Source organism: Paenibacillus doosanensis, assembly GCF_025060755.1.
Classification (GTDB): domain Bacteria; phylum Bacillota; class Bacilli; order Paenibacillales; family NBRC-103111; genus Paenibacillus_S; species Paenibacillus_S doosanensis.
Genome location: NZ_JANYUY010000058.1, coordinates 1 through 23181, shown reverse-complemented (window position 1 = coordinate 23181; position 23181 = coordinate 1). Strand labels below are relative to the sequence as shown.

Genomic DNA, 23181 nt, shown 5'->3' with positions numbered 1-23181 from the left:
GAATTTCCCGCGTTTTGGCGAATATGTAGTATTTGTCGATCACCGAATCCTGTTCATTTGGAGTGGTAAGAGCCGATTATGAATCATCTGTTGTTAGAGCTGGCCAACATGCGTCAAACGTATCGGAAAATGCTGAATCTATACTGGATTACGATTGTCCTTACCGTTGCACTGGAATATTGCATTCATCAAATGGAAGGCAAGCCGGGGGAAGCCGGACTGCTCGGCACTCTGCTTCTGCAAGCCGTAGGCTTGGCCGCGATAACGGGGATAACGGAGATGCTGTACCGCTATCGCAAAGTTCAAAGCGACGACCTGATGATTATTACGGGCATCCTCTACGCCTCATCCATTATCTACGTCAATCCGACCATCGGCATCGTACCTGCAATATACATCTTTCCCATCCTAACCTCCGTTCTTTCGTTCAACAAGAAACGCATTCTGGCCGCTTTTTCACTTACCTTGGTCTGCTTTGCCGTCATGTATGCGGTCACTCCCGAGCTTCGCGCGTCGATGCAGCCGATTCATGTGATCGGCACGCTGTTTCTGTACGTCGGTACGACGATCATCTCGCTCAATATATCCGTCAGCGGCATCGAGCTGCTCAACAATCTGCGAATCGCCACCGAAGCGAAACAGGAGCTGCTGGTCAAAAACGTCATCATGGACAAGCTCTCTAAGATGGACGCCCTTACGGATTTATACAATCACAAGACGTTTCACGAATATTTGGAAAAACTCGTCGAGCAGCACGAGCGCAATCACCTGGCTCTACAGCTGGCCATTTTGGACATCGACAACTTCAAAAAAATTAACGACACCTACGGCCACTGGGTAGGCGACATCGTCCTCCAGCGGGTAGCGAACATCATCAAAGAAACGGTGACCCCGAACGATTTTGTCGTCCGCTACGGAGGGGAGGAGTTCGCCGTTATTTTTACGGAAAAAACGATCGAGCAAGCGCTCCGCATCACCGAACAAATCCGCCAAAAGCTGTCGGTTACGATCCATCCCGAGCTCGATTCGCAAGCCGTCACGATCAGCATCGGCCTGCACGAGTATGTGAGAGGCGAAGGCAAAGAAGCGCTGTTCAAAGGAGCCGACGCTTCGCTCTATTCGGCCAAACGAACCGGCAAGAACAAGACCGTCGTGCAAACCCGACGCGGCAACGACCCCAAGGGAGTCTAACCCTTGCATCTGAACCTGCCTAAGACCGGAATCCTTAGCCCTTCAGGAATTCGGTCTGTTTCGGCACGCCCGCCCGGGTTCCGCCGCATATAAAAAAACGGACCCGTACGCGGGCTTGTCCGCCCGGCTTCCGTACGAATCCGTTTCTTATTTTCTACATGTCGAATTAGCTAAATACAACCGTTTTGTTGCCGTGCACGATGACGCGGTCTTCCACATGCCACGCCACGGCGCGCGCCAGCACCGTACGCTCGATATGGCGGCCGATCCGCTTCAGGTCGTCGACATTGTCGCGGTGGCTGACTCGCTGCACGTCCTGCTCGATAATCGGTCCGCCGTCCAGCTCTTCCGTAACGTAGTGCGCGGTGGCGCCGATGATTTTCACGCCGCGGTTATACGCCTGAGCGTAAGGCTTGCCGCCGACGAACGCCGGAAGGAACGAGTGGTGAATATTGATGATCCGGTTCGGGAAATGCTCGATAAATTTCGGCGTAATAATCTGCATATAACGGGCCAATACGACCGCGTCGACCTTCCCGAGCACAAGCTCAAGCTGCCGGCGCTCCGCTTCCGCCTTCGTCTCCGCCGTTACCGGAATATGATGGTACGGAATGTCGAACGATTCGACCAAAGCTCGCATATCGTTATGATTGCTGATCACCATCGCGATGTCCGCTTCAAGATCTCCCGCCTGCCACTGCCACAGCAGCTCCAGCAGAGCATGGTCTTCCTTCGAGACGAAAATCGCCAGACGCTTCTTGCGGCTCGCCCGGTTGATGCTCCATTTCATCTGGAACTGCTCGGCTACAACGGAGAAATCCGTCTTCAGCTGCTCGCGGCGATCGTCCAGGTTTTCGAGATCGAACTCAATACGTATAAAGAACAAGCCGCCTTCCGGGTCCATCGTATATTGGTCGGATTGGACGATATTGGCTCCATGCTCGTAAAGAAAACGGGAAACCGCGGCGACGATGCCCGGCTGATCCGGACAAGAAACAAGCATTCTTGCGCGGTTTTTTAAATTGTCCCGCTGGTTTTTAGGAAATACGTTCGGTGTCATGACGCTAACTACTCCTTCATCGATTCAAAATCATTGCCGCTGGACTACAGTTGGAACACTTTTTGGCCTGCCAGCCAGGCCGTCAAACGGTGGTTAATTTGCTCTTCGGACAGCTCCGTGAATACCCGGTGCTCCGCGACCATATCGTACAGCCGTTCCATCGGCTCGCGGCCGTCTTCTTTGCGCTTCTTGGCATCGCTCTTCAGCATCTCCCACGTTTGCAGCACGTAATCGCGATGATTGACGTCCTGCTTGCCGAAGAAATGCGCCAGACGCTCGACGTCCTCCATGAAGCTGGAGCCGAAGCGCTGCTCTACCGTTCCGCTGAGCAGAGCAATCTCCGCCTCGTACATCGGACGCTGCAGCTTGTCCTCCTTGCCGATCCAAGGAGTTTCCAGGATGAGCGGAAGATGAGCCAGCTTCTCGTGATGCACGACATTATTCATCGCTTCGAAGCCGATCCATCCTGCGCCTACAGGAGCATGGCGGTCTTTGCTCGCTCCCTTCGGATTTTTGCTGTCGTTCAAGTGAACGACGGCGATCCGGTCCAAGCCGACGACGTTGTCGAAATGCTCCAGCACGCCGTCCAAATCATTGATAATATCATATCCGGCATCATGAACGTGACAGGTATCGAAGCAGACGGATAAACGCCCGTTATCCTCCACCTTATCGATAATCGCCGCCATCTCTTCAAAGCTGCGTCCCATCTCCGTGCCTTTGCCCGCCATCGTCTCCAAAGCGATATTGACGTTCGTGTCCTTCACGCCGGACAATACTTCGTTAAGTCCTTGGGCAATTCTTGCCAACCCATACTCGGCGTCCTTCTCCGTATAAGCGCCCGGATGCAGCACGATCTGCTTCACGCCCAAGTAGTCGGTACGGCGAATCTCTTCTTGCAAAAAGCGGACGGCTAACTCATACGTGTCGTCTTTATAGGAACCGAGATTTATAATGTACGGAGCATGAACGATGATTTCGCCAATGCCGTGCTGCTCCATCAACGCTCTGCCTTCCTCGATGAATTGCGATTCTATCGGCTTGCGGCGCGTATTTTGCGGCGCCCCCGTGTATATCATAAATGTAGAAGACCCGTAAGATACTGCTTCTTCCGCAGCGTTCAACAGCCCTTTATCCGAAAACGATACGTGAGAACCGATTTTGACCATCGTATTCCTCATCTCCTTTTTTTCGCACTCTCTCTATTCTACTAGGATTCCCCCTTGTCCACAAGGTGACTTTTGCTTTTGGAACTCTCCAAAGTAAGGTATAATGAGGATGAGGTGACAATAATCATGAATTCCTGGTTTATGTGGTTTATCTTGTTTTGGGTGTTTGTGCTCATTTCCTTCATGTCGATCGGCGGCTACTTTATGTTCCGCAAATTTTTCAAGGTGCTGCCAATGGCGGACGGCAAAAGCAAACTCGATTGGCAAAACTATTATGTCGAATCCTCCCGTCATCTATGGACCGACGAGGCCAAGGCGTTTCTCGACGTGCTGGTCGATCCCGTGCCTGCGCCGTTCCGCGATATCGCCCGTCATTCCATAGCGGCCAAGATCGGTCAAGTCGCGCTGGAGAGCAAGGCCGACAGCATTACCGAGCAGCACTGCATCGAAGGATATATTTTGGCCACACCCAAAAGAGATTATAAAAGCCTGATTTCGTATTTGGACAAAAAGCAGATCGACTACAGCGCGTTCAAGCATTTGCTCCAATAATCGGCTTTCCGAACGGCATCGGCCAAAACATACAGGGCTTCCGCGATATCCGATCGCCGGAAGCCCTTTGTCATGCGTTTATTTTTTCTTCCCCGGTTTGGAGGTGTCCGGCTTGTCGACGCTAAGCTTAACCGTAAGCGTCGCCGTCGTCCCTCCGACTCTCATCGGATTCGGATTGCGCTGCAGCGTGCGGAAGCCTACCAGCTTGATCCCGTCCAGTTCTATCGTCTTGGGCAGCTCCTCCTGCTTTAAGAAAGCGATCTTCCCGTCCAGAATCAAATACAGATCGACCTTGTCCTGCGATTTCAGGTCGACGGTTAAGTACCGGTTCTCCTTGGGCTGCACCGCCGCTTCGATTTCCCCGTTCTGCAGATTTTTCGTTAAAACTCCTTTATCATCGAAATAATCCGTCACATTAACGATCGAATCGTTGGACCAGCTGCCGGATATATCGCCTCCCGTATCCTGCCAGTCCGGATAGTAGGAGGACGTATCGGGATTGTAAACGCCCGAAGATCCGGAACCGCCGCCGCCGCTCCCCGCTGAACCTCCGGAGCTGCCGGCCCCCGTTTGATCCAGCTGAATCGTCGTATAATCTCCGAGCCAGTAATTTTTGCTTAAATAATTGTAGATACGGTTTAAAATCGTCACCGCCTCCGCGCGGGTCACCTTGTCCAAAGGCCGAAAATAACCGAGCTCGTTCGCCGTCATAATGCCCGATGCCTGAAGGCTGGCGAGGCTGCTCGCCTGCGCGTTGGAGAAAGCATCCGTGCCGAAGGAGCAGTCGCTTTTGCCCGTGCCCAGAAACAAGACCGGCAGCACTTCCCCCGCCAACGTCGCTGCGGAGCCCGCCGCGTCGTAACGGCCGTCCGTTTTGGCGGCGTCCTCATATTGATTTTTATCGGCGTACATTTTATACGAAATATCTTTGAAGTCCGACACCACCGAACAGATATCGTTCGGACTCATCCGCCGGTCGATCAGCCGCGTATCGAAAAACGAATACAGCATGTCGGCCAGCTGCAGCCGCGTGAGCTGCATATCCGGACGGAACGTCAGCTGTCCCATATTGGACAGGCCGTACACGCCCCAATTGAACGAGTGGCTGTATATTTCCGATATCGGCTTATAGGCCCAATGCTCCGGCGACACGTCGGCGAAGCCGTCGATTTTTTGCAGCCCCGTCGCATATAAGTTAGGTCGGTATTTGTCGAACAAACGATAGATCATTGCAGTCCATTCGGCTTTGCTGATCGTTTGGTTCGGGCGAAACGTTCCGTCCGGATATCCGGTCAGCACTTGCTTTTGCGCCATCAAGTAAATGGAACCGACCGCCCAGCTGTTTTTTTGCGGATCGACATCGCTGAACCCAGCGTCGGCCCGGGCCGGCAGCGCGGGCAAGGCAAGCCCTATCATGACCAGCCACATCAGCCATACGCCTTTGATACGTCGTGATTTATTCTTCACCGGCATCCCCTCCCATCCACTATATTATATCGGATTCCGCCGGACGATTTGTTAATTCATTCCTTATTTTTTCCTGCCCGCAATGAGGAAGACCGCCGTAAAAATAAGCGCCATCAGCACGGCGCCGATCGCGTCGACCCCTACGTCGATGGCATGACCGGTACGTCCGGCGACAAACGATTGATGCCATTCGTCCGAGGCGGCGTACAGCACCGAGAATACCGTACCGGCGAGGACCGCCGTCACTCTGCCTGCGGGCTTAGCGAGCAGCGTCATGACGCTTAAGAAGCACAGCACCAAATACTCCGTCACATGTCCGCCCTTGCGAATGAAAAACTCGATAAAATCGTACGGCTGGGTCCATGTTACCAATCCGTGATCGTAATAAAATTCGATATGCGGCAGCCATTTCATCAGCAGGTCGTAAGGAAGCCACTCCGCCAGCAGCGGCCGGATATCCTGCTCCGAATAGGTTTGAGCCGATTTTACAAAGATAAGCACGAGCCATGCGCAGGTCAGCGCGAGCCACAACAGAAACTTCCATTTTTTTCGCCGCATCGTAACAAACCGCCTCCATGGGGCATATTAACAAGACGGACGCCGTTCTCCGGCTGCCGCCGCCCGGATTTTTTTGATTATGCAACTCGGAACGGAGACCCTCCGTCCATCCTTTTATAGCGACCCCTGACGATGTTCCGACTCCTTATCGGCTTTCCGGTCACTTTTCCTTCCATCAGTTCAGACAACAAAAAAATCCCTTGTGTCCAAGGGATTGTAGGTTCGTTGGATAAATGCGGTTGAGAGGACTCGAACCTCCACGGGCGTAAGCCCACCACCCCCTCAAGATGGCGTGTCTGCCATTCCACCACAACCGCAAGCTAATATATAATGAGGAAAAAAAACATGAGCCATGAAGGACTCGAACCTTCGACACCCTGATTAAAAGTCAGGTGCTCTACCAACTGAGCTAATGGCTCTTATCAGAGCATGAATTCCGATGAGCCATTCGGTCCCGAAACACATAAATGGTGACCCGTAGGGGATTCGAACCCCTGTTACCTCCGTGAAAGGGAGGTGTCTTAACCCCTTGACCAACGGGCCTTGCCGTACAATTTTCCGCCGTCCTTTTTGACGACAAGTGTTATTATAGCCGAATGCTTTTCGATTGACAAGCCCTTTTTTCAAAAAAATTTTAGCGTTCCCTTTGATGAAACTATGGTATATTGTGACCAATGAGGTGAACCGTCCCAATGATCGTACGAAATCTCGAAACCAATCAAGTGACGGAGCAAGAAATTCGGCTGCCTTCCGCTCAGGAGATCGTCTGGATTCATCTGCTCCGCCCGACTCCATCCGAGGTGCAGCAGGTTGTCGGCGACCTGTTCGGCTGTCATCCCCTGGTCGTGGAGGACTGTACCAAGCTCAACCAGCGGCCCAAGATGGACCGTTACAAGGATCATATTTTCCTCACCTTTTTTGCCGTTGTGGACAAAAAGCTGACGCACGTGGAAATAGGCATCGTGATCGGCGCCAATTTTCTCATTACGATCACCAAGCAGCCGCTCGGCTTCATAGACGATCTGCGGCGGGAACTGCTGGCCGTAACGGAGCGAACGGAGCATCCCGGACTTATGCTGCACCGTCTGCTGGACCATTGCGTCGACGGATATACGGATGTGACCGACCATATCGAGGATCTGGTCGATCAGCTCGAGCGCCGCGTATTCCATAATCCGTATCTTCACGTGTCCAAGGATGTGTTTCAGCACAAACGGGCCATTCATAAACTGAGGCGCATTATCGCCGAGGAAAAAACGATCATCGGATCGATTACCCATCATACGTTTCCGTATACGAGAGCCGAAACGGACGTTTATTTCATCGACGTCTACGACCATCTCTCGCGGGTTGTCGATTCGCTGGATACGTTCAGAGAATCGTTCAGCGGTCTGCTCGAGCTCCAAATGAATATGAAGTCGGACCGGATGAACGAGATCATGAAGACTTTAACGATTATCAGTTCCATCTTTCTCCCGCTGACCTTTGTCGTGGGCTTGTACGGCATGAATTTCAAAGACATTCCCGAGCTGAACTGGAGCTTCGGATATGCATACGTCTGGGTCGTGTTAATTGCCGTGAGCGTCGTCATGTGGCTTATTTTTAAGTGGAAAAAATGGATCTAGGTGAATTTATGCAAACATTTCTTTACCTTCTGTTCGGTTACCTGGACGTTATGGCTATTCTGGCCCTGATGTTCAAAACGTTCCGGTGGCCGTTCTGGGAGTTCGGAGCCAAGCTTTCTCTCATCGCCGTGACGTTATCGGTGGCGTCCTATCTGATTCGGATGGTGTGGGATATTCCCAGCTACGACTTGGCCGTTCAGTTTATTTTGTATGTCGTTTTGCTGCGGTACTTGATCAAGGTCAGCCTGTTTCACGCTGTCGATGTGACGGCCGTCGGCTGCCTGGCCTTTAACGTGATTCAATTTATCGTCTATTTCTCGCTGCTGGCGGCGGGCATTGTCTCGGCCGAGGAAGCGCAGCAGCCCGCGGGAACGGGAATCTTCATCATTCAGGTTTCCTGTGAATTATGCTCCTTCGGCATTGCCTACCTGCTGTACCGGTTTCATTACGGGTTTTCGTTCCTGATGAAGCCGCCGCTCGACCTATATATGAGCCGTAAAAGCAGCGGAGGCCAACTGGCCAAAACCGTGATCAATACGATTGGCATCCTGGCTATTTCCAGCTCGGTGTACTGGCTGCTAAATTATCAGGAGTATTTGCTGATTTTATTGATGGTGATCCTCGGAGCGCTAGCCATTCTCGTTTATTTGTACTATAAGAAGGACCTGCAGGATTAGAGGCGTGGTGAAAAAAGAGCGGAGGGGCCATTTGAATCTGGAAAAGCGTAAGCGTTCGCCTTTGAAAACGGATTCTCTCCGCAGAATAACGAAAAACAATCCAAAGAATCCGTTTTCAACAGCGATTGGAGGATCAAATGGACACCGCAGCGGACTTTTTCACCACCCTTTTAGAGGCGTGGTGAAAAACGCCCGCTGCGCATGCGAAAGCATCTTCCGATCGCTCTTGTTCCCAGATTTCTTGAGTCGTTAAGCCCGTGAAACGGATGAGATCCGGGAACAAAGGCGAACAATTACGCTGTTCCAACTCTCTACCGACTCTCCGGCCACTTTTTCGCCACACTTCTAAGAATCTCTGTCCGATGAACGACGTAGAAGATATATATATGCAAAATGACAGCAATTAAGCAGCGTTAGCGGCAAAATAGGCTGTCATTATTCATTCAATATGCACAACTCCTAGCTATTGCGCGATGATTTACGCGCGGCCTGCGGGCGGCCCGCTAGCCGATACCGCCGGAAGCGGCCGCGAGCAGTTTCCGGGAACAGCAAAAAACCGCCTTACGGCGGTTTCTTCGTCTACGGAGAGAGAGGGATTCGAACCCTCGCACCACTTACGCAGTCTAACCCCTTAGCAGAGGGTCCCCTTATAGCCACTTGGGTATCTCTCCAAAGTAGTGGCTCCCCGAACAGGACTCGAACCTGTGACAACTCGATTAACAGTCGAGTGCTCTACCAACTGAGCTATCAGGGAATAACAATTTTTAATTTATCATGAATGTTTTTGAATGTCAAGAGTATACAGTTTCAGCTTCCCTCGGCATTTGCCGCATGCGTATTTGTTCGGGTCGAGCTTTCTTTTACGCAAATACTCCATCCGGCAGTTGGTGCAGATCAGCTTGTACCGGTAAGGCTCTTTGCGCTTGACCGTCGGCAGCGACCGGCAAAACCGCGTGCCTCCGACCTGCTTCAGCAGCGTTTTGAAATCGGCGTCGCGATGCTGGTACCCCCGGTTCATGAGATGCAGATGATAATGGCACAGCTCGTGCTTAATAATTTTCTCGACATCCTCTGCGCCGAACTGCTCCAGTTGATGCCAGCTGATTTCGATATCATGCGTCTTCGTAAAATAACGCCCTCCCGTCGAGGTTAATCTGCGGTTGAAACGAGCCTTGTGCAAAAACGGACGCCCGAACGAGGTTATCGATATTTGTTCCACCCAATGCTGCAGCTGACGGTCATCCACGGCTTCTCTTCCCTTCGAATCTTTCGTTTTTGTTACTTGAATTGTAACCGCATCATAGGCTAAACTGTCAAGTATATAGGAACGGATGAGAGGAGCAACATGACATGTCCAAAATGAAATACGGCGTACTGCAGCTCGGCGAGCACATTGAATTTGTCGAGCTGCCTGCAACCCATCTATATCAATTGACCGCCCTTAATCAACGTCTGCACAAAGAACTGGACAAGCTGACCGCCTCCAACGTGCCGTCTCTTCCCAAGGTGATCGCCGAATGCGATAACCTGGAAATCGTCCATCCGCAGTACAAGCTCCATCACGGACTAGAGTACATCAACCAGCTGGAGCAGGCCTTCTCCGCCATTAACGAGAAAGCTTATCCGCTCGTCTCGCTGCTTACGGAAATCCGCGCTCTGCAGGCGCAGTTGGAGCAGTGGTACGAGGAAGAGGAAGAACTGTCTAACTAGGACCTGCACCCATTCGCCCACCCAGCCATATGCTGTATCATGAGACCTTTAATGTAGCCTTTCAAGGAGCAGCGTCCCAGGGTTTGTTTAGAACATGAAGCTCCGCTGAAGAGCGGCTCCCTGGATCAACCCCGCTTCGCAGGCACGGCAGGTTTAACAGCATAATGGCAGGAGGGAAGGGGCTGATCGGTTTGCCACAATGGCTTTGCAATCAACTGATGCGAGCGTTCCACAATAAAAACCGTAGACAAATCCGGTTGCTCAACGATTGCTGGTTCTTCTACCGTACGCGCAGAACCGATACGGAGGAATCCTCGTCGTCGCAGCTTTAACATGACCAATAGAGCCTCTAGCGCAGCCCGAGCTGCGTTAGAGGCTCTATTTTCGTCACTCGTATGCTAGTAGGTAAGCGCCTATGCGGCATGGATGGGTGAGCTCGGCTGACGCCGGCTCACGGCTTTTTCATCGTCAGGCTGACGCGGCCCTTCTTGAGATCGACGCTCAACACCCATACCGTCACCGTATCGCCTACGGAGACAACGTCCATCGGATGCTTCACGTAGGAATCGCTCAGCTGGGAAATATGCACGAGCCCGTCGTTTTTGATCCCGATATCGACGAATGCGCCGAAGTCGATTACGTTGCGCACCGTCCCCTGCAGTTCCATGCCCGGGACCAAATCCTCGATCTGCAGCACGTCCGTGCGGAAGATCGGCGCCGGCAGCTCGTCGCGCGGATCGCGTCCCGGACGCTGCAGGCTGTCCAGAATATCGCGCAGCGTCGGCACGCCGACGCCCAGCTTCACAGCCAGCTCCGCGGGCTCCAGATGCTGCAGCATCTCCTTCAGCTGCTGCGTGCCGAGCTGCGACAGCTCCAGCTTCAGCTCGCGGAACAGCTTGTCCACCACGTCATAGGACTCCGGATGGATCGGCGTGTTGTCGAGCGGGTTCTTGCCGTCGCTGATGCGCAGAAATCCGGCGCATTGCTCGTACGCTTTCGCGCCGAGCCGCGGCACCTTCTGCAGCTGCGTACGGCTTACGAATTTGCCGTTATCCTCGCGGAACTTGACGATATTTTTCGCCAGCGTGCTGTTAATGCCGGATACATAAGAGAGCAGCGACGGCGAAGCGGTGTTGACGTCGACGCCCACATGGTTGACCGCGGATTCCACCACAAAGGTCAGACTCTCGTCGAGCCGCTTCTGCGTCACATCATGCTGGTATTGGCCTACGCCGATCGCTTTGGGCTCAATCTTGACGAGCTCCGCCAGCGGGTCCTGAATCCTGCGCGCAATCGAGATAGCGCTGCGCTCCGCAACGTCCAGGTCGGGAAATTCGGATTGCGCCAGCTTGGAAGCCGAGTAGACGCTCGCTCCCGCTTCATTGACGATCAAATACTGCAGCTTCCGCTGTTTGATCTCGCCGATCAAATCGGCTACGAACTGCTCCGTCTCCCGCGAGGCGGTGCCGTTGCCGATAACGATCAGCTCGACGCCGTAGGTTTCGATCAGCTTGCGAAACTTGGCCTTCGCTTCCGCTACTTTATTGTTGGGCGGCGTCGGATAGGTTACGGCGATCTCCAGCATTTTGCCCGTTTCGTCCACGACCGCGAGCTTACAGCCTGTCCGGTACGCCGGATCGACGCCCAGCACGACCTTCCCTTTGATAGGGGCTTGCAGCAGCAGATTGCGCAGGTTTTCGGCGAACACTTCGATCGCCTTCTCTTCCGCCTTCTCCGTCATCTCGCCGCGCACCTCGCGCTCAATCGACGGGGCCAGCAGCCGCTTGTACGCATCCTCGATCACCGCGATCAGCGTATTCTTCGTCACCGAAGCTCCCTTGATCATCTGGCGTCCGATATATTCGTGGATACGATCGTTCTGAACATCGAGCGCCACCTTCAGCACATCCTCGCGCTCGCCGCGATTAATCGCAAGAATCCGGTGCGGAGGCAGCTTGCGAACCGGCTCCTGATAGCTGTAATACATTTCGTAAACCGACTCCTGCTCTGCATCCTTCGCTTCAGTCCGCACAATGCCTTGATCGTATGTATATTTACGCACCCACGCCCTGATTTTGGCGTCGTCGGCGATTTGTTCCGCGATAATATCCATAGCCCCTTGAACCGCTTCCTCCGCGGTCTTGACGGCCTTCTCCTCGCTTACGTAGCGCCCTGCTTCGGCGAGCAAATCGCCTTGTCTCGGCTGCGAGAGTATCCACTCGGCCAGCGGCTCGAGTCCCTTCTCCTTCGCTACGCTCGCACGCGTCTTCCGCTTCTGGCGGTACGGGCGGTACAGATCTTCCAGCTCCTGCAGCTTGACCGATTGCTCGATCCCCGCTTTCAGCTCCGACGTCAGCTTGCCCTGCTCGTCAATCAGCCGGAGCACCTCCAGCTTCCTCGATTCCAGGTTCCGCAAGTACGTCAGACGCTCCTCAATATCCCGCAGCTGATTTTCATCCAGCTCGCCGGTCATCTCCTTACGGTATCGCGCGATAAAAGGAATCGTATTGCCCTCGTCCAGCAGCCCGACGGTAGTACGCACCTTGCCCGCCGCGAGCTGCAGCTCTCCGGCGATCTGCTTCAAAATCCGCTCTTGGATCGCGGCCTTCGCCTCCTCCGTCAGCTCCGTCCCCGTTTTCTTATCTTCCAGTTGAAGCACTTCTTCTTTCGACATCGACATGAATAGTTGTCCTCCTCCGCTTTAAGAAACCCTAGTCCCCCGCAAAGGGAGTCATGCTCGTATGCAGCCTTCGTTTGCGCCTTCGCTTAAGGTCGATCATCCGGCCGGCTTCCCCCGTATTCAGAGGCGATTCGCCGCCATGCAGCTGCCGGCCGTTCTTAAGTCCCCATACAGATACTTCCATTATAATGCACAAACCGGACTACGCCAAAAATAACGGCCGGAACGAGCCTCATCCATAACGGCCGCGCTGAGGAACCTTGCTCCCCTCAAGCTGAGTTCATCACAAGATGAGCGGGCCTTGAACCAATCCCCAAAAGTGATGTGCTCCTCTAAAGGGTGGGTGCCCTTCAGTCGATAGAGGCTTCCACTCGCTAATTGTAACCCTCTGCAATACCCGCAGGAAATGGCTGCCTCATTTTCCAAGCAAAATAAAAACGAGGAACCTTAAGCTCGGTCCCTCGCTTCAATCCGCGAATGCTTTAAAACTCAATCAAACCCACGCTTACTTGCAATGCGTCGTCGACCTTACGCATCGTCTCCTCGTCCAGGTGAGTGATTTTGTCGGTCAGACGCTGTTTATCAATGGTGCGAATTTGCTCCAGCAATATGACAGAATCTCTGTCAAAGCCGTGGGATTCCGCATCAATTTCCACATGCGTGGGCAGCTTAGCCTTTTGAATTTGAGCGGTAATCGCCGCCACGATAACCGTAGGACTGAAGCGATTGCCAATATCATTTTGAATAATGAGTACGGGCCGAATTCCACCCTGCTCCGAACCTACGACCGGTGAAAGATCTGCAAAAAACACATCGCCTCTTTTGACAATCAATAGTTACACCCCGCTTACTAAACGGTCCAGTGTGTTATCCGCTTCTTCCTCCGCCTGAAATGCCTCCGAGGCCATGTGTAAATTAATTTTCGCCATTTCCATATAGCCGCGCTGCATGGATTCCCTCAGGTGACGTTTCTTCCGTTCCACCAAGTACAGCTTCATCGCCTGGCGAATAAATTCGCTGCGATTGGAGTTTTCCTTCTCCACGATGCCGTCCACTTCCTGCAGCAAATAGTCCGGCAAGCTGATCATAATTCGTTTCGTGTTCTGCGCGTTGGACACCAAGCATGCACCCCCAAAAACATACAAGCAATATTACCATTATGGCGAATATACAGCAAAATTATACAAGATGAGTATATGCAGCAGGTATAGCAGTTATGTTATACCTCTTCTTATTATCGTCAATGATCTAACCGCCCGCCGTCCGCTTAAAAACGCTCGGGCCTTTCTCCGTCATATATGCAATCAGGCCGCATCCCCTTGCTATCAGAATCTCAAGTCCTTAAGAATCCACAGAAGTATGTACAGTACATATTCGCGGTTCAACCCGAAAATCCTCCGCACTATTCGCAAAAAGATGACTGGAAAATTCCCCCTTGCCGTCCTTACCCGCGGGCGTTCCAGCCCTGCCGCATCAAAGGATTGACCGTAGAGACGACGGCCCCGTCCCGTATATATACGCGGGGAACGCGATGAGATATCATGCATGTAATCTCATAATTAACCGTACCGAGCCATGCCGCATGATCCTCCGCCGTAATGCGCTCTTCGCCTTGTTTTCCCAAAATGACGACTTCTTCGCCGTTATGAATATCGTCAAGCCCGGTAACGTTCATCATGCATTGATCCATGCAGATTCGCCCGACGATCGGCTTCTTATGCCCCTTGACCAGCGCATAGGCTTTGCCTGTCAGCATTCGCGAGAAACCGTCCGCATACCCGATCGGCAGGGTAGCTATCGTTTCCTCACCCGCCGTATGGTAGACCGTACCGTAGCTGATACCGGCTCCCTCGGGTAATTGCTTCACCATAACGACGCCCGTTTTGATGCTCAGCACGGGTTCCAACTCGATCGCCTGACGGTTTACCTCGTCAGACGGGTACAAGCCGTACATACTGATGCCGAGACGAACCATGTTGTAGGTCAAATCCGGAGAATCGATTGCCGCCGCACTGTTGCCTGCATGCACATAATCGAACGCGACGCCTTGAGCGGCAAAATGCTGTACAACCCGGTCGAAACGCCGGTACTGCTCCAGCGTATACGACTTATCCTCTTCATCCGCGCAGGCATAATGAGTGAACAGTCCCTCGACATGAAGGCCCGGAATGTGCAGCGCCCGCTCAATAAAGGCAATCGCCTCCGCCTCCGTGGTCAGACCGAGACGGTTCATCCCCGAGTCGATCTTCACATGAACATGAAGCGGCTTCTCCCGCTCCTGCAGACGCTCAAACGCATCCAATACCTCATTGCTGTACACATTAATCGTAATGTCGTGCTCCCAGGCCATCTCCAGCCCCTCCGGCGGCGTATAACCCAGCACCAGAATCGGAGCCGTAATTCCCGCCTGCCTTAGCTCCAGTCCCTCATCCAAAAAAGCAACCGCAATGTATTCCACACCGCAGCGCAGCGCTTCGCGGCTCACTTCTACCGCCCCGTGCCCGTAAGCATCCGCTTTGACCACCGCCATCATTTTCACGTGGGAGGGCAGCATCTGCCGAAATCTTCCCAGATTGCTGCGCAATGCATCCAGAGAAATCTCCACTCGCGTAGGCCGGTAAAACGAATCCATCAAGTCCACCTTCTTCTGCCAAAATCAAGGGAAGCTCCCTGAAACAGGGAACTTCCCCCTCGACATTCCTCGTGTCTTTTAATAAACCTAATGTTAATCGGTTTCTCCCTCGGGTGTCAATGAACAATATCTTGAACATCCGGGCGTCAGGAAGCCGTCAGTTTTTGGCAGTACCGCCTACGGAAATCATGCTAATCTCCGGATTCTCCTGTCAAGTTACGGGAAAACGCACTCCTTCAGACGCAACTCATAATCGGATCGAACGCTCTCCGAAAGCCGCCTAAATGGAATTATTATACAGGTACTCCAACAATTACTTGCCACTCTGATCCTGGATGGACTGCGCCACCTTGATCATTTCCGTCTGGGTCAAATCGGCCGTGGACAGTCTGAACTCGACGCCGTCGTACGTCCAGGTTAATGTTTTCTTCTCGTCGCCGGTTACGACCGCCAATGTGTAGCCCAAGTCCACAATATCCCCCGGAAGCGCCGACATCGTCTGCGAGTCAGGACGCGATTCCACGAGCGTGAAATTGAACTGTCCGGAATAGCGCAGCATGACCGCTTTCTCCTCACCCAGCTTGATCTCGCTCATATCCTGCTTCTTCACGCCGCTCGGCAAATACCCGGGCTCAATGACACCGAACTGCTGCTCCGCTTTCTGCTTACCTGCGTCCCCGGCAGCTCCGGCAGTCGTTCCGGTGGCTCCGGTTCCCGTTGTCCCGCTTGCTCCAGCGGTTCCGGAAGCTGTTCCGGCCTTGGCGCCTGTCGTCCCGCTGCCGTTAGCCGCTCCAGAGCCCGCCTGAGCGCCGTTGGCACTGCCTGCTGCGCTTCCCGTCGTTGCTGTCGCCGGAGCCTTTGCAGAGCCTGCTGCGGCCTCCTTCGAGCCGGTTGCGCCTTTGCCAGCATCAGCGGCCGCTCCGTTGTCCGCATTGCCTACAGGGGCCGTTGCCGCCGCCGTCGGCATATTCGTGACATTCCAGCTTGTCATATTCCGCTGCATGTCGAAGGAATCCTTATCGAATTTCTTGCCGAATTCAAATTGATTAAAGTCCACGATCACCATCACATTCGCATTCGAATCGGATACCTCCACATGCTGCGGCGCATAGCTCTTTTTATCCAGCCAAATCTTCTGCCGCGCAAGCGAGCCGTTCTGGTAATTGGCCAATACATCGAAGATGTACGCTTTGTCGTCCGAAGTGAAATGACGATCATTATCCATCAGAATACTTTGGACAAGCGATTGGTACAAATACACCTGGCCTTGATTTTCCGGCCAATCGCTTTGGAAACGGAAACTTTTGTTCAGATGCGGTGTCAGTACGAATACCCCGTCGTCATTGCGCAATACGATCTGAGTGATGTCCTTCTTCGCATTCGTCAGTGAAATTCGATAGTAGTGAGGGTTCTGGTACCATACCTCCACTTGATACTCCTGCGGTTCCTGCCCGGTATGGAGCACCATCCGCCCGCTGCCCTGATAGCTCTGCAGCTTGTTCACCATCGAATCCAAATCCTTTACTACCGAGCCTGAATCCTTTTTGCCGCAGCCCGCCAATACCAGACTGAAACTCAACACCAAGGCAATCACCCAAGTGAATCGCCGCATTCAAATCCCCTCCACCGCTAGAGTAAAATCAACTGATAACATGTCTATGTGGGGACTTGGACAATTATGCAGACAAGGTTGGAGCAGGAAATAAAAACTCCTATAACCGGATGGTTATAGGAGTTGGTGGTAGATGTTGATTCAAAACTGAGTATAAATGGAAATTAGGGCAGTTCGCTAAACGCTTGATCGAGCCACATATACCGTTTCTGCAGCCAGTCCTTCAAATATTGGACCTCGGAATCGTAAGTCGTACGTTCTTCCCATCCGCTCGCATTCGGCCAAACATAAGTGCCGAGAATCGGCCATCTGGAGAAATTCGTCTGCTCCGAAGCTTGCAGCTGATTGCTTGTTTGGTCAATCCGATTGAACAAATCCGGTATTTGTTTCTGCTTCATTTGCTCCCAGCGCGCTTTTACTTTCTGTACAAAAGCCGGATCTTCGAAAAACCTCGAAATCCACACGGCGTTTTTAATATAGAAGCCTGTCGGGTCATCGTTGCCGTTATAATCAATATTTCCCGCTCCAATATCAAAGTCCCATACCGGCCCCATGCTGATCTTTCCGTTTTTATCCTTATAAAGGTATACGCTGGTTCCAAATGCGGCATCCACATTTTTATAAAGCTCGTTGACCATATACCAGTCTATGATCGAGTCTACATCGAAATAGTTACTGTATCCCGTCTCCGGATCGGTAAAATGATCGCTGTACAAGGCATTTTCCGCTTCTTGAAAATAATTCGTAATATACTTGAGCTGTTCCTGGTTCAGCTTGCTGGATTTCGGATCTTTAATGTTGAACACGTCGAAGCCCGCTATTTTATCCGTGTTGAAATATATATCGTCCGGATCTAAACGGTCCAAACCATCCTTTTCTATTAGATATCCACCGGTAATCGCGTCCCCGGACTTATCCTTCGAGCTCATCTTATTAATCGGAACGCGGTCCGGAGCAATTTTAATTTTTTCCCCCAACAAGTAATTGCCAAGATATTCGCCATCCAGGAATAGCTCCACATACCGCATCCGAGGACTGTAAGCCATATTCAAATCCCGCGCCAGCTCATACGCCGTGTAGTTGCGCATCAGCGACTTATCCGCGTAATTAGCGATGAGAACGAAATCATCGTCTGCCGGCATATCCAGCAGCGGGGTAGACTTGTCCATCGAAATGGCGTAAGATTTCTTCAGCATCCCCCAGGAGCTGTTTCCTCTGCCCTTAATTTGAATATCTCCATTATACAGCCCTGTTCCATACGAATAGACACTGCCGTCGATTAACTGCATCGTTCCTTTGCTTTTCACTTCTTTTTGGATAGGCTCGCGATTGTATGTGCTGATGACCACCGTCGCTAAGCCTGTCTCCACCTTATGAACGTTCAGGCGATAAGTCCGCGAATCGTACGCATCCGTTTCAACGGTCAAATTTTGACTAGCTTCCAGATGAACCGCTTGACCGCTAGTAATCACTGAATCTCCCAGTTTCATGCCGCTTCCGGTAAACGCAACTTCCAGCTTCACCTTATCCATATCGGTAGAGCTGGGGACATAAACGGTTACTTCGTTGGCGTTATCATGAATTTCCCCTTTGAAGCCGTCAGCCGTTAAAGCATTTAAGCTTTTGTCCTGCCTTGCCTTGATCACCACTGGAAATGCTTTTGTATCCTGAGTGCTGCCTTTACGCAAAGTAGCCGTTAATGTGACCGCTGCATCCGGTTGTCCGGTATCCGGTCTCATAATTTTTCCATAGACGGTACCCGTTACCGTGCTGCCGATCTGCAGAACATTCTCGTTGTCCGACTGCCAAGTAATCGGAGTGCTGTTGGCTCCTAAATTCGGTAAGTCGATTTTATCCGCAATCAGAGCGGAAGTATCCCCCAATGTCAAAAGCTGCTTGGCCAGAGCGACGCTCTCCGCATCCGCATCGGCTGCAGTTGTTCTTTTGCCGCCGCCACCTCCACCGCCAAATACAGGCGTTGTCGGGCTCTGAGTATTTGCCGTAACGGGACTGTTGGCTATAGTCGCAGTTATTCCTGCGGCTACTTTCACTTGATCAGGCCATTTGGCCAAAGATACGTCATTATAATTAATCGTCGCCTCTTGAATGTCGCCATCGCCGACGATCTCAACCGCAGCATTAGCGATCAAGCTGTTAATGGTCGCTCCGGCCTCGATTTGAAGCTTCGACTTCAAAGGCGCCGCATCATTGGCAATTTCCAAGCTTGCGATCATTCCCTGCTTTACATTTATGCTAGCTTGAGAGGATATACGAACATTAGAAAATTGACCCTGCAGAATGACCGGTTGATCCGCGTTGGAAGGCGTCACGTTCACATTCCCCCAACTGCCTGAAGAACCCTCCGCCTGCTCCAATATCGCTCCAGAACGAAGCTCAACGTACCTCATCGCCGTCTGGCCATCGGTGCTAATTCTAATCTTGCCGTCCGCTTTGGCAACGACAACGTTCCCCGCGAACGTCGAATCTTTGATCGTAACCGTATGCTCCCCGCCGCCTTTGATAAAGGTAGCCCCCTGAACATGGACATGATCCAGCGTAACATTGCCTTGCCCTATTCCTTCCGTTAAGTACAAATTGCCGGATATCGTTACATTCTGCAGCGTAACTCCTCCGGTATTCACGATCACATTCCCGTCGTAAGAGCCGTTGTATGCCTGCTCATGATTCAAAACAGCCCCCGAGAGGTGGTCGAGCATCGTTAATGTCTCCGCTAAAGTCACATTGTTTTTAGGCTTAATCGTTTGATCGGGATATCCTGTAATCACCCCTTTGGCGATTAGCGACTGCACGTAAGACTTAGCATAGTCGGAAATGTCCGACACATCGATAAAGTTGCTTTTTGGGACGTTTATAGAACCGGAGCTTTCCTGGATAGCAAATACCCTGCAAAGAATCGTCGCCGCATCCTGCCGGCTTATATTCGCTTCAGCCCTTGCTTCCAATTCTCCTTGAGCATTCTCCACGCCCTCGATGTAGCCCGCCGCGGCGGCCTTAGCCACCTCTTCTTTATACCATGCGTCTTCGGGAACGTCGACAAACATCTGTTCTTTGGTCTCCGTATAATGGAAAACTCTGTTCACTAATGCAATAAACTGCCCTCGGGTAATGTCCTCATCAGGATTATTGAACCTTTCTTCATTCGGTTCAAGCAGCCCTCCGTCGGTCCATTTCTGAAACACTGCAGCTGACCAGTGCTGCTTTTCGGCAGCATGAGCAGGTACCGTATTCATGTTCAAACCAAACGGCATTATCAATGCAACGCATAAAACCATGTTGACTAGTCTAAGAAGTCTCATTTCTCCTCCAATGATTGTGTTATGTATATTACAGCATACGACAAATTATAGCATAATTTGCGGTTTTTGTGTGGTTTTAGACCTATGTTAAAGATCTGACTATAGGCCTCATGTGCAAGGAATTGGCAGTGATTATAAATAAAGCCCCCAAAATCCTAAGATTAAGGGGGGGTAAAAGGAACTATTTAATAGCTGTTTCTTCCGATTTTAGCCGCGGCATCAAGTTAGCTTGAATCATTAAATCCGACATGTCCAGACGCTTGCGGGCTTCTTCGGCATTTGCCGAGCACGCGCTAATCGGTTGCAGCTGATCTGTACTTAGATCATAGCATTGCCCGTCCTGAATAGAACCGCTTAGCGTAAGGAAATAATGAGACTGATCAGCGTAAGAACCGTTCCGGAACACAACTAATCTGGACGGATCGTTCTCGAACAAATCATTGCCCATAAAGAGATGGTTCTCTTCAGAAATACCAAGCAAGTGCAATATACTCGGCGTCAAGTCCAAATGTCCGGCTACAGTACTGCTGGTTGCGTTTTTGGTATAGCCCGGAATATGAATAATTAACGGTACCTTATCCAACTTGGATGCATCAATCGGTTCCGTTCCGGTTTGTACAACCGTTGAAATGTCCTTGATGTCAATGGCACTATCGTGATCACCATAGATAGCCAGCACCGTATTATCGTATAACCCTTTACTTTTCAACTCATCTATAAATGCTCCGATAGCCATATCCGTATAATGGGCGGTATTCAAATACCTGTCCAGCATGCTCCCTTCTTTCTCATCAAACACCTTATACTGGGCTGGTAACGCATCATAAGGGTGATGATTGGAAAGCGTAATTAAGAACGAGAAAAACGGCTGCTGGAGCGTTGCAATTTTTTGAACAGATTGGCTCAAAAAGTCCTTATCTGACAACCCCCATCCTATGTTCTCTCCAGGAGCGAAATCAGAGCCAAACATACTTGTATCAATTCCTAGATGCTGGTGCATCGTTTTACGATTCCAGAACTGACCATCGTATGCATGAGCAGAGAATGTTGTATAGCCGTTGTCCTTCAAAGCATATGGCAATGAATCGTAATTTTGCTGAGGATAAGAGAAATATACCGATCCTTCATTCAAAGGGTATAAAGATGTCAAGGATGTAAATTCTCCATCCGACGTCCTACCCTGATTCGTTTGATCAAAATAATTTTCGTAATACATACTGTCTTTAATAAGTTTATTAAGGTTAGGAGTTACCTCCTGCCCATTGACTTTAAGGCCAATTACAAACTGCTGGAGCGCTTCAACCTGCATAACGATAACATTCTTTCCTTTAGCGACTCCGTAATCGGCATTTTTATCATTGGTATAATGGCCTTTAAACCACTCGCTCATCGCGGCCAATTGGTCCGTAGTTACTTTTGGTTTATTAAAGCTAGCGCTAACAAACTTATAGGCATCGAATAGGTGATAATTCATCACGCCTACACTTTCGACAATCTTGCTATTGCTGAATCTTTGAACGAATATGCCCGGATTTTCTTTACTAATTGTTTTAATGTTTAAAAATAATAATGCCGTACAGGCGACAAATAACGCGCCCGTCAAAGCTTTTTTATTTATTGATTTTCCAGCCATTCTCAATTCAGGGAAATACATTTTTTGTGGCAAGAGCAGTAAAACTACTCCTATGATTAGGTCTGCCAAAACATATAATTGGTTGTAATGCAGTAACTGCATAATACTTCCTTTGACCGATGCAGCCTGCCCCATGTACAAAAGGACAGGAATCGAAAGCACGTTATCAAAATATTCCAAATAAACCAAATCACCTAAAATGGTTAGCGATATGATTAAATTAATGACAGTCACAATCGCCACACGACGTTTTCGATGCTTCATTAAATTGAATAAAAGGCCTATTAATAAAGCAAATAAGAAGGAAACCTTTTTGGCATCGGGTGTTAAAACGATGTGAGTCAGGTCGGAGAAATAATAAATTTTCAAAAAACTAGCTATTACAAACCACATTAAATCGAGTTTAGACCAAACCCATTTGTTAAATCTATGAATGTAATTCGGAATTATAACTTTATTTTTATTCGCAAGAGCATTCAAAGTTACCACAATAATAGCAAGAAGTATAAGAATACTATATACAAAATAATACATATTAAAGACTACTTGTTTCGTTGTTAAAACATTATTAGGATCCTTTCCAGAAAACCATGTTACATTCTCTTGAACCATATCCCATTGCAATTGATAAAAGCCAGCTTTTTCAGGGGTCTGTACTTTGGCAAGTAACGTAACAGATTCCCCTGGTGCTAAATCTTTAGGTAAACTCGTCCTAATACCATCATAGATGATCACATTCCCATCGAAATCTAACCAATGATAAGCTAAGTAAACATGATTTTCACCCGTCCAAGTTATGTTACCAGTGTTTTTTAAATGTATTTTAACCTCTTTGTTGTTATCTTTAAAAGAAACCCAGGATTTTCCCCCTGTTATTTCTGATCCATAAATTGCTTGTGAACTAGATTGGGGAGTTATTGCAGCAATAGTCGGAACCACATTAAAATAGACAATAAGTACTATAGAAGTAAGAAAAACTATGAATTTATTCACATCAAATGATCCTCCCGAAACAGATTTACTTTAAATAATATCAAATATTAATTAACTAGCTACACCCTTAATTTTAGCCAATGTTTCAAAATTCTGTGGCTACTTATCATATTACTAGATATTTATGAACTATTTTTTACAATAAATTAAATATTTCGTAACTTGCAAAAAATATGTAACTCAAGTTTCGCACCTTGAAAAACACGCTTAGATACTGCTGCTACTGAAAATCTTTTGAAAAATTAGCAAGCTTGACAGAAAAACACCCTTCATGTTTGGTAAAATGGAAATTGTCCAGATAACCA

Annotated in this window: 19 protein-coding genes and 5 tRNA genes; 6 read left to right on the top strand and 18 right to left on the bottom strand. The window is 50.3% G+C overall.

Features of this window, described 5'->3' with window-relative positions; all coding sequences use genetic code 11:
- The first annotated feature begins 78 nt into the window (after window positions 1-78).
- Window positions 79-1191, top strand: a complete 1113-nt coding sequence (locus tag N0M98_RS28505) for a GGDEF domain-containing protein (RefSeq protein ID WP_259619874.1) — start codon at window positions 79-81, stop codon at window positions 1189-1191.
- Window positions 1192-1357: 166 nt separating this feature from the next.
- On the opposite strand, the gene purU is transcribed toward N0M98_RS28505, so the two are convergent.
- Complete coding sequence (purU, locus tag N0M98_RS28500) at window positions 1358-2251, bottom strand: formyltetrahydrofolate deformylase (protein ID WP_259619873.1); 894 nt, start codon at window positions 2249-2251, stop codon at window positions 1358-1360.
- Between the two features lie 44 nt (window positions 2252-2295).
- On the bottom strand, window positions 2296-3420 hold the full coding sequence (locus N0M98_RS28495) for a deoxyribonuclease IV (protein WP_259619872.1): 1125 nt from the start codon (window positions 3418-3420) through the stop codon (window positions 2296-2298).
- Between the two features lie 126 nt (window positions 3421-3546).
- Here N0M98_RS28495 and N0M98_RS28490 point away from each other — a divergent pair, with 126 nt between their 5' ends.
- A complete protein-coding gene (locus N0M98_RS28490) occupies window positions 3547-3972 on the top strand; it encodes a DUF2621 domain-containing protein (protein WP_283942826.1) in 426 nt (141 codons plus the stop codon).
- A gap of 78 nt (window positions 3973-4050) precedes the next feature.
- Here N0M98_RS28490 and N0M98_RS28485 read toward each other — a convergent pair whose 3' ends face one another.
- From N0M98_RS28485 to N0M98_RS28465, 5 genes are all read right to left on the bottom strand, one after another.
- Window positions 4051-5439: an S-layer homology domain-containing protein gene (locus tag N0M98_RS28485; RefSeq protein ID WP_259619871.1), complete on the bottom strand. Its 1389-nt coding sequence runs from the start codon at window positions 5437-5439 to the stop codon at window positions 4051-4053.
- A 63-nt stretch (window positions 5440-5502) separates the two neighbouring features.
- Complete coding sequence (locus tag N0M98_RS28480; protein ID WP_259619870.1) at window positions 5503-5997, bottom strand: VanZ family protein; 495 nt, start codon at window positions 5995-5997, stop codon at window positions 5503-5505.
- A 234-nt stretch (window positions 5998-6231) separates the two neighbouring features.
- Window positions 6232-6314, bottom strand: a tRNA-Leu gene (locus tag N0M98_RS28475).
- 29 nt (window positions 6315-6343) lie between these two features.
- Window positions 6344-6416, bottom strand: a tRNA-Lys gene (locus N0M98_RS28470).
- Window positions 6417-6465: 49 nt separating this feature from the next.
- Window positions 6466-6540 (bottom strand) — tRNA-Glu (locus N0M98_RS28465).
- Window positions 6541-6689: 149 nt separating this feature from the next.
- Between N0M98_RS28465 and corA the strand changes: the two genes are divergently transcribed.
- Both corA and N0M98_RS28455 read left to right on the top strand, forming a co-directional pair.
- Complete coding sequence (corA, locus tag N0M98_RS28460) at window positions 6690-7622, top strand: magnesium/cobalt transporter CorA (RefSeq protein WP_249865899.1); 933 nt, start codon at window positions 6690-6692, stop codon at window positions 7620-7622.
- Window positions 7623-7630: 8 nt separating this feature from the next.
- The gene (locus N0M98_RS28455; RefSeq protein ID WP_259619869.1) at window positions 7631-8299 is read left to right on the top strand and encodes a hypothetical protein; all 669 of its coding nucleotides are present in this window, start codon (window positions 7631-7633) and stop codon (window positions 8297-8299) included.
- Between the two features lie 582 nt (window positions 8300-8881).
- On the opposite strand, the gene N0M98_RS28450 is transcribed toward N0M98_RS28455, so the two are convergent.
- From N0M98_RS28450 to N0M98_RS28440, 3 genes are all read right to left on the bottom strand, one after another.
- Window positions 8882-8970: transfer RNA gene (locus N0M98_RS28450), tRNA-Ser, on the bottom strand.
- A gap of 7 nt (window positions 8971-8977) precedes the next feature.
- Window positions 8978-9053: transfer RNA gene (locus tag N0M98_RS28445), tRNA-Asn, on the bottom strand.
- An 18-nt stretch (window positions 9054-9071) separates the two neighbouring features.
- On the bottom strand, window positions 9072-9545 hold the full coding sequence (locus N0M98_RS28440; protein ID WP_249865901.1) for a SprT family protein: 474 nt from the start codon (window positions 9543-9545) through the stop codon (window positions 9072-9074).
- A gap of 104 nt (window positions 9546-9649) precedes the next feature.
- On the opposite strand from N0M98_RS28440, the gene N0M98_RS28435 reads away from it, so the two are divergent.
- Together N0M98_RS28435 and cmpA are read left to right on the top strand one after the other, a co-directional pair.
- The gene (locus N0M98_RS28435; protein WP_249865902.1) at window positions 9650-10009 is read left to right on the top strand and encodes a hydrolase/acyltransferase; all 360 of its coding nucleotides are present in this window, start codon (window positions 9650-9652) and stop codon (window positions 10007-10009) included.
- Window positions 10010-10200: 191 nt separating this feature from the next.
- A complete protein-coding gene (cmpA, locus tag N0M98_RS28430; protein ID WP_249865903.1) occupies window positions 10201-10341 on the top strand; it encodes a cortex morphogenetic protein CmpA in 141 nt (46 codons plus the stop codon).
- Window positions 10342-10460: 119 nt separating this feature from the next.
- On the opposite strand, the gene N0M98_RS28425 is transcribed toward cmpA, so the two are convergent.
- The 8 genes from N0M98_RS28425 to N0M98_RS28390 all read right to left on the bottom strand — a co-directional run bounded on the left by N0M98_RS28425 (window position 10461) and on the right by N0M98_RS28390 (window position 22876).
- Window positions 10461-12689, bottom strand: a complete 2229-nt coding sequence (locus N0M98_RS28425; protein WP_375295560.1) for a Tex family protein — start codon at window positions 12687-12689, stop codon at window positions 10461-10463.
- A gap of 31 nt (window positions 12690-12720) precedes the next feature.
- A complete protein-coding gene (locus tag N0M98_RS28420) occupies window positions 12721-12873 on the bottom strand; it encodes a hypothetical protein (protein WP_249865904.1) in 153 nt (50 codons plus the stop codon).
- Between the two features lie 298 nt (window positions 12874-13171).
- Window positions 13172-13522: a type II toxin-antitoxin system PemK/MazF family toxin gene (locus N0M98_RS28415; protein WP_028553083.1), complete on the bottom strand. Its 351-nt coding sequence runs from the start codon at window positions 13520-13522 to the stop codon at window positions 13172-13174.
- A gap of 3 nt (window positions 13523-13525) precedes the next feature.
- Window positions 13526-13807 (bottom strand): CopG family ribbon-helix-helix protein, encoded by a 282-nt coding sequence (locus N0M98_RS28410; protein WP_028553084.1) that lies wholly within the window; start codon window positions 13805-13807, stop codon window positions 13526-13528.
- 326 nt (window positions 13808-14133) lie between these two features.
- The gene (gene alr, locus N0M98_RS28405) at window positions 14134-15321 is read right to left on the bottom strand and encodes an alanine racemase (protein WP_259619868.1); all 1188 of its coding nucleotides are present in this window, start codon (window positions 15319-15321) and stop codon (window positions 14134-14136) included.
- Window positions 15322-15634: 313 nt separating this feature from the next.
- On the bottom strand, window positions 15635-16933 hold the full coding sequence (locus N0M98_RS28400) for an outer membrane lipoprotein-sorting protein (RefSeq protein ID WP_259619867.1): 1299 nt from the start codon (window positions 16931-16933) through the stop codon (window positions 15635-15637).
- A 164-nt stretch (window positions 16934-17097) separates the two neighbouring features.
- Window positions 17098-20133: a CotH kinase family protein gene (locus N0M98_RS28395; protein ID WP_259619866.1), complete on the bottom strand. Its 3036-nt coding sequence runs from the start codon at window positions 20131-20133 to the stop codon at window positions 17098-17100.
- Window positions 20134-20431: 298 nt separating this feature from the next.
- Complete coding sequence (locus tag N0M98_RS28390) at window positions 20432-22876, bottom strand: sulfatase-like hydrolase/transferase (RefSeq protein WP_259619865.1); 2445 nt, start codon at window positions 22874-22876, stop codon at window positions 20432-20434.
- Window positions 22877-23181: the final 305 nt, after the last annotated feature.

Coding starts and splice junctions, on each gene's coding strand:
- N0M98_RS28490 (WP_283942826.1), top strand. CDS start 3,547: ATGAATTCCTGGTTTATGTGGTTTATCTTGTTTTGGGTGTTTGTGCTC.
- N0M98_RS28495 (WP_259619872.1), bottom strand. CDS start 3,420: ATGGTCAAAATCGGTTCTCACGTATCGTTTTCGGATAAAGGGCTGTTG.
- N0M98_RS28455 (WP_259619869.1), top strand. CDS start 7,631: ATGCAAACATTTCTTTACCTTCTGTTCGGTTACCTGGACGTTATGGCT.
- N0M98_RS28425 (WP_375295560.1), bottom strand. CDS start 12,689: ATGTCGATGTCGAAAGAAGAAGTGCTTCAACTGGAAGATAAGAAAACG.
- alr (WP_259619868.1), bottom strand. CDS start 15,321: ATGGATTCGTTTTACCGGCCTACGCGAGTGGAGATTTCTCTGGATGCA.
- purU (WP_259619873.1), bottom strand. CDS start 2,251: ATGACACCGAACGTATTTCCTAAAAACCAGCGGGACAATTTAAAAAAC.
- N0M98_RS28480 (WP_259619870.1), bottom strand. CDS start 5,997: ATGCGGCGAAAAAAATGGAAGTTTCTGTTGTGGCTCGCGCTGACCTGC.
- N0M98_RS28400 (WP_259619867.1), bottom strand. CDS start 16,933: ATGCGGCGATTCACTTGGGTGATTGCCTTGGTGTTGAGTTTCAGTCTG.
- N0M98_RS28435 (WP_249865902.1), top strand. CDS start 9,650: ATGTCCAAAATGAAATACGGCGTACTGCAGCTCGGCGAGCACATTGAA.
- N0M98_RS28420 (WP_249865904.1), bottom strand. CDS start 12,873: ATGGAAGTATCTGTATGGGGACTTAAGAACGGCCGGCAGCTGCATGGC.
- corA (WP_249865899.1), top strand. CDS start 6,690: ATGATCGTACGAAATCTCGAAACCAATCAAGTGACGGAGCAAGAAATT.
- N0M98_RS28505 (WP_259619874.1), top strand. CDS start 79: ATGAATCATCTGTTGTTAGAGCTGGCCAACATGCGTCAAACGTATCGG.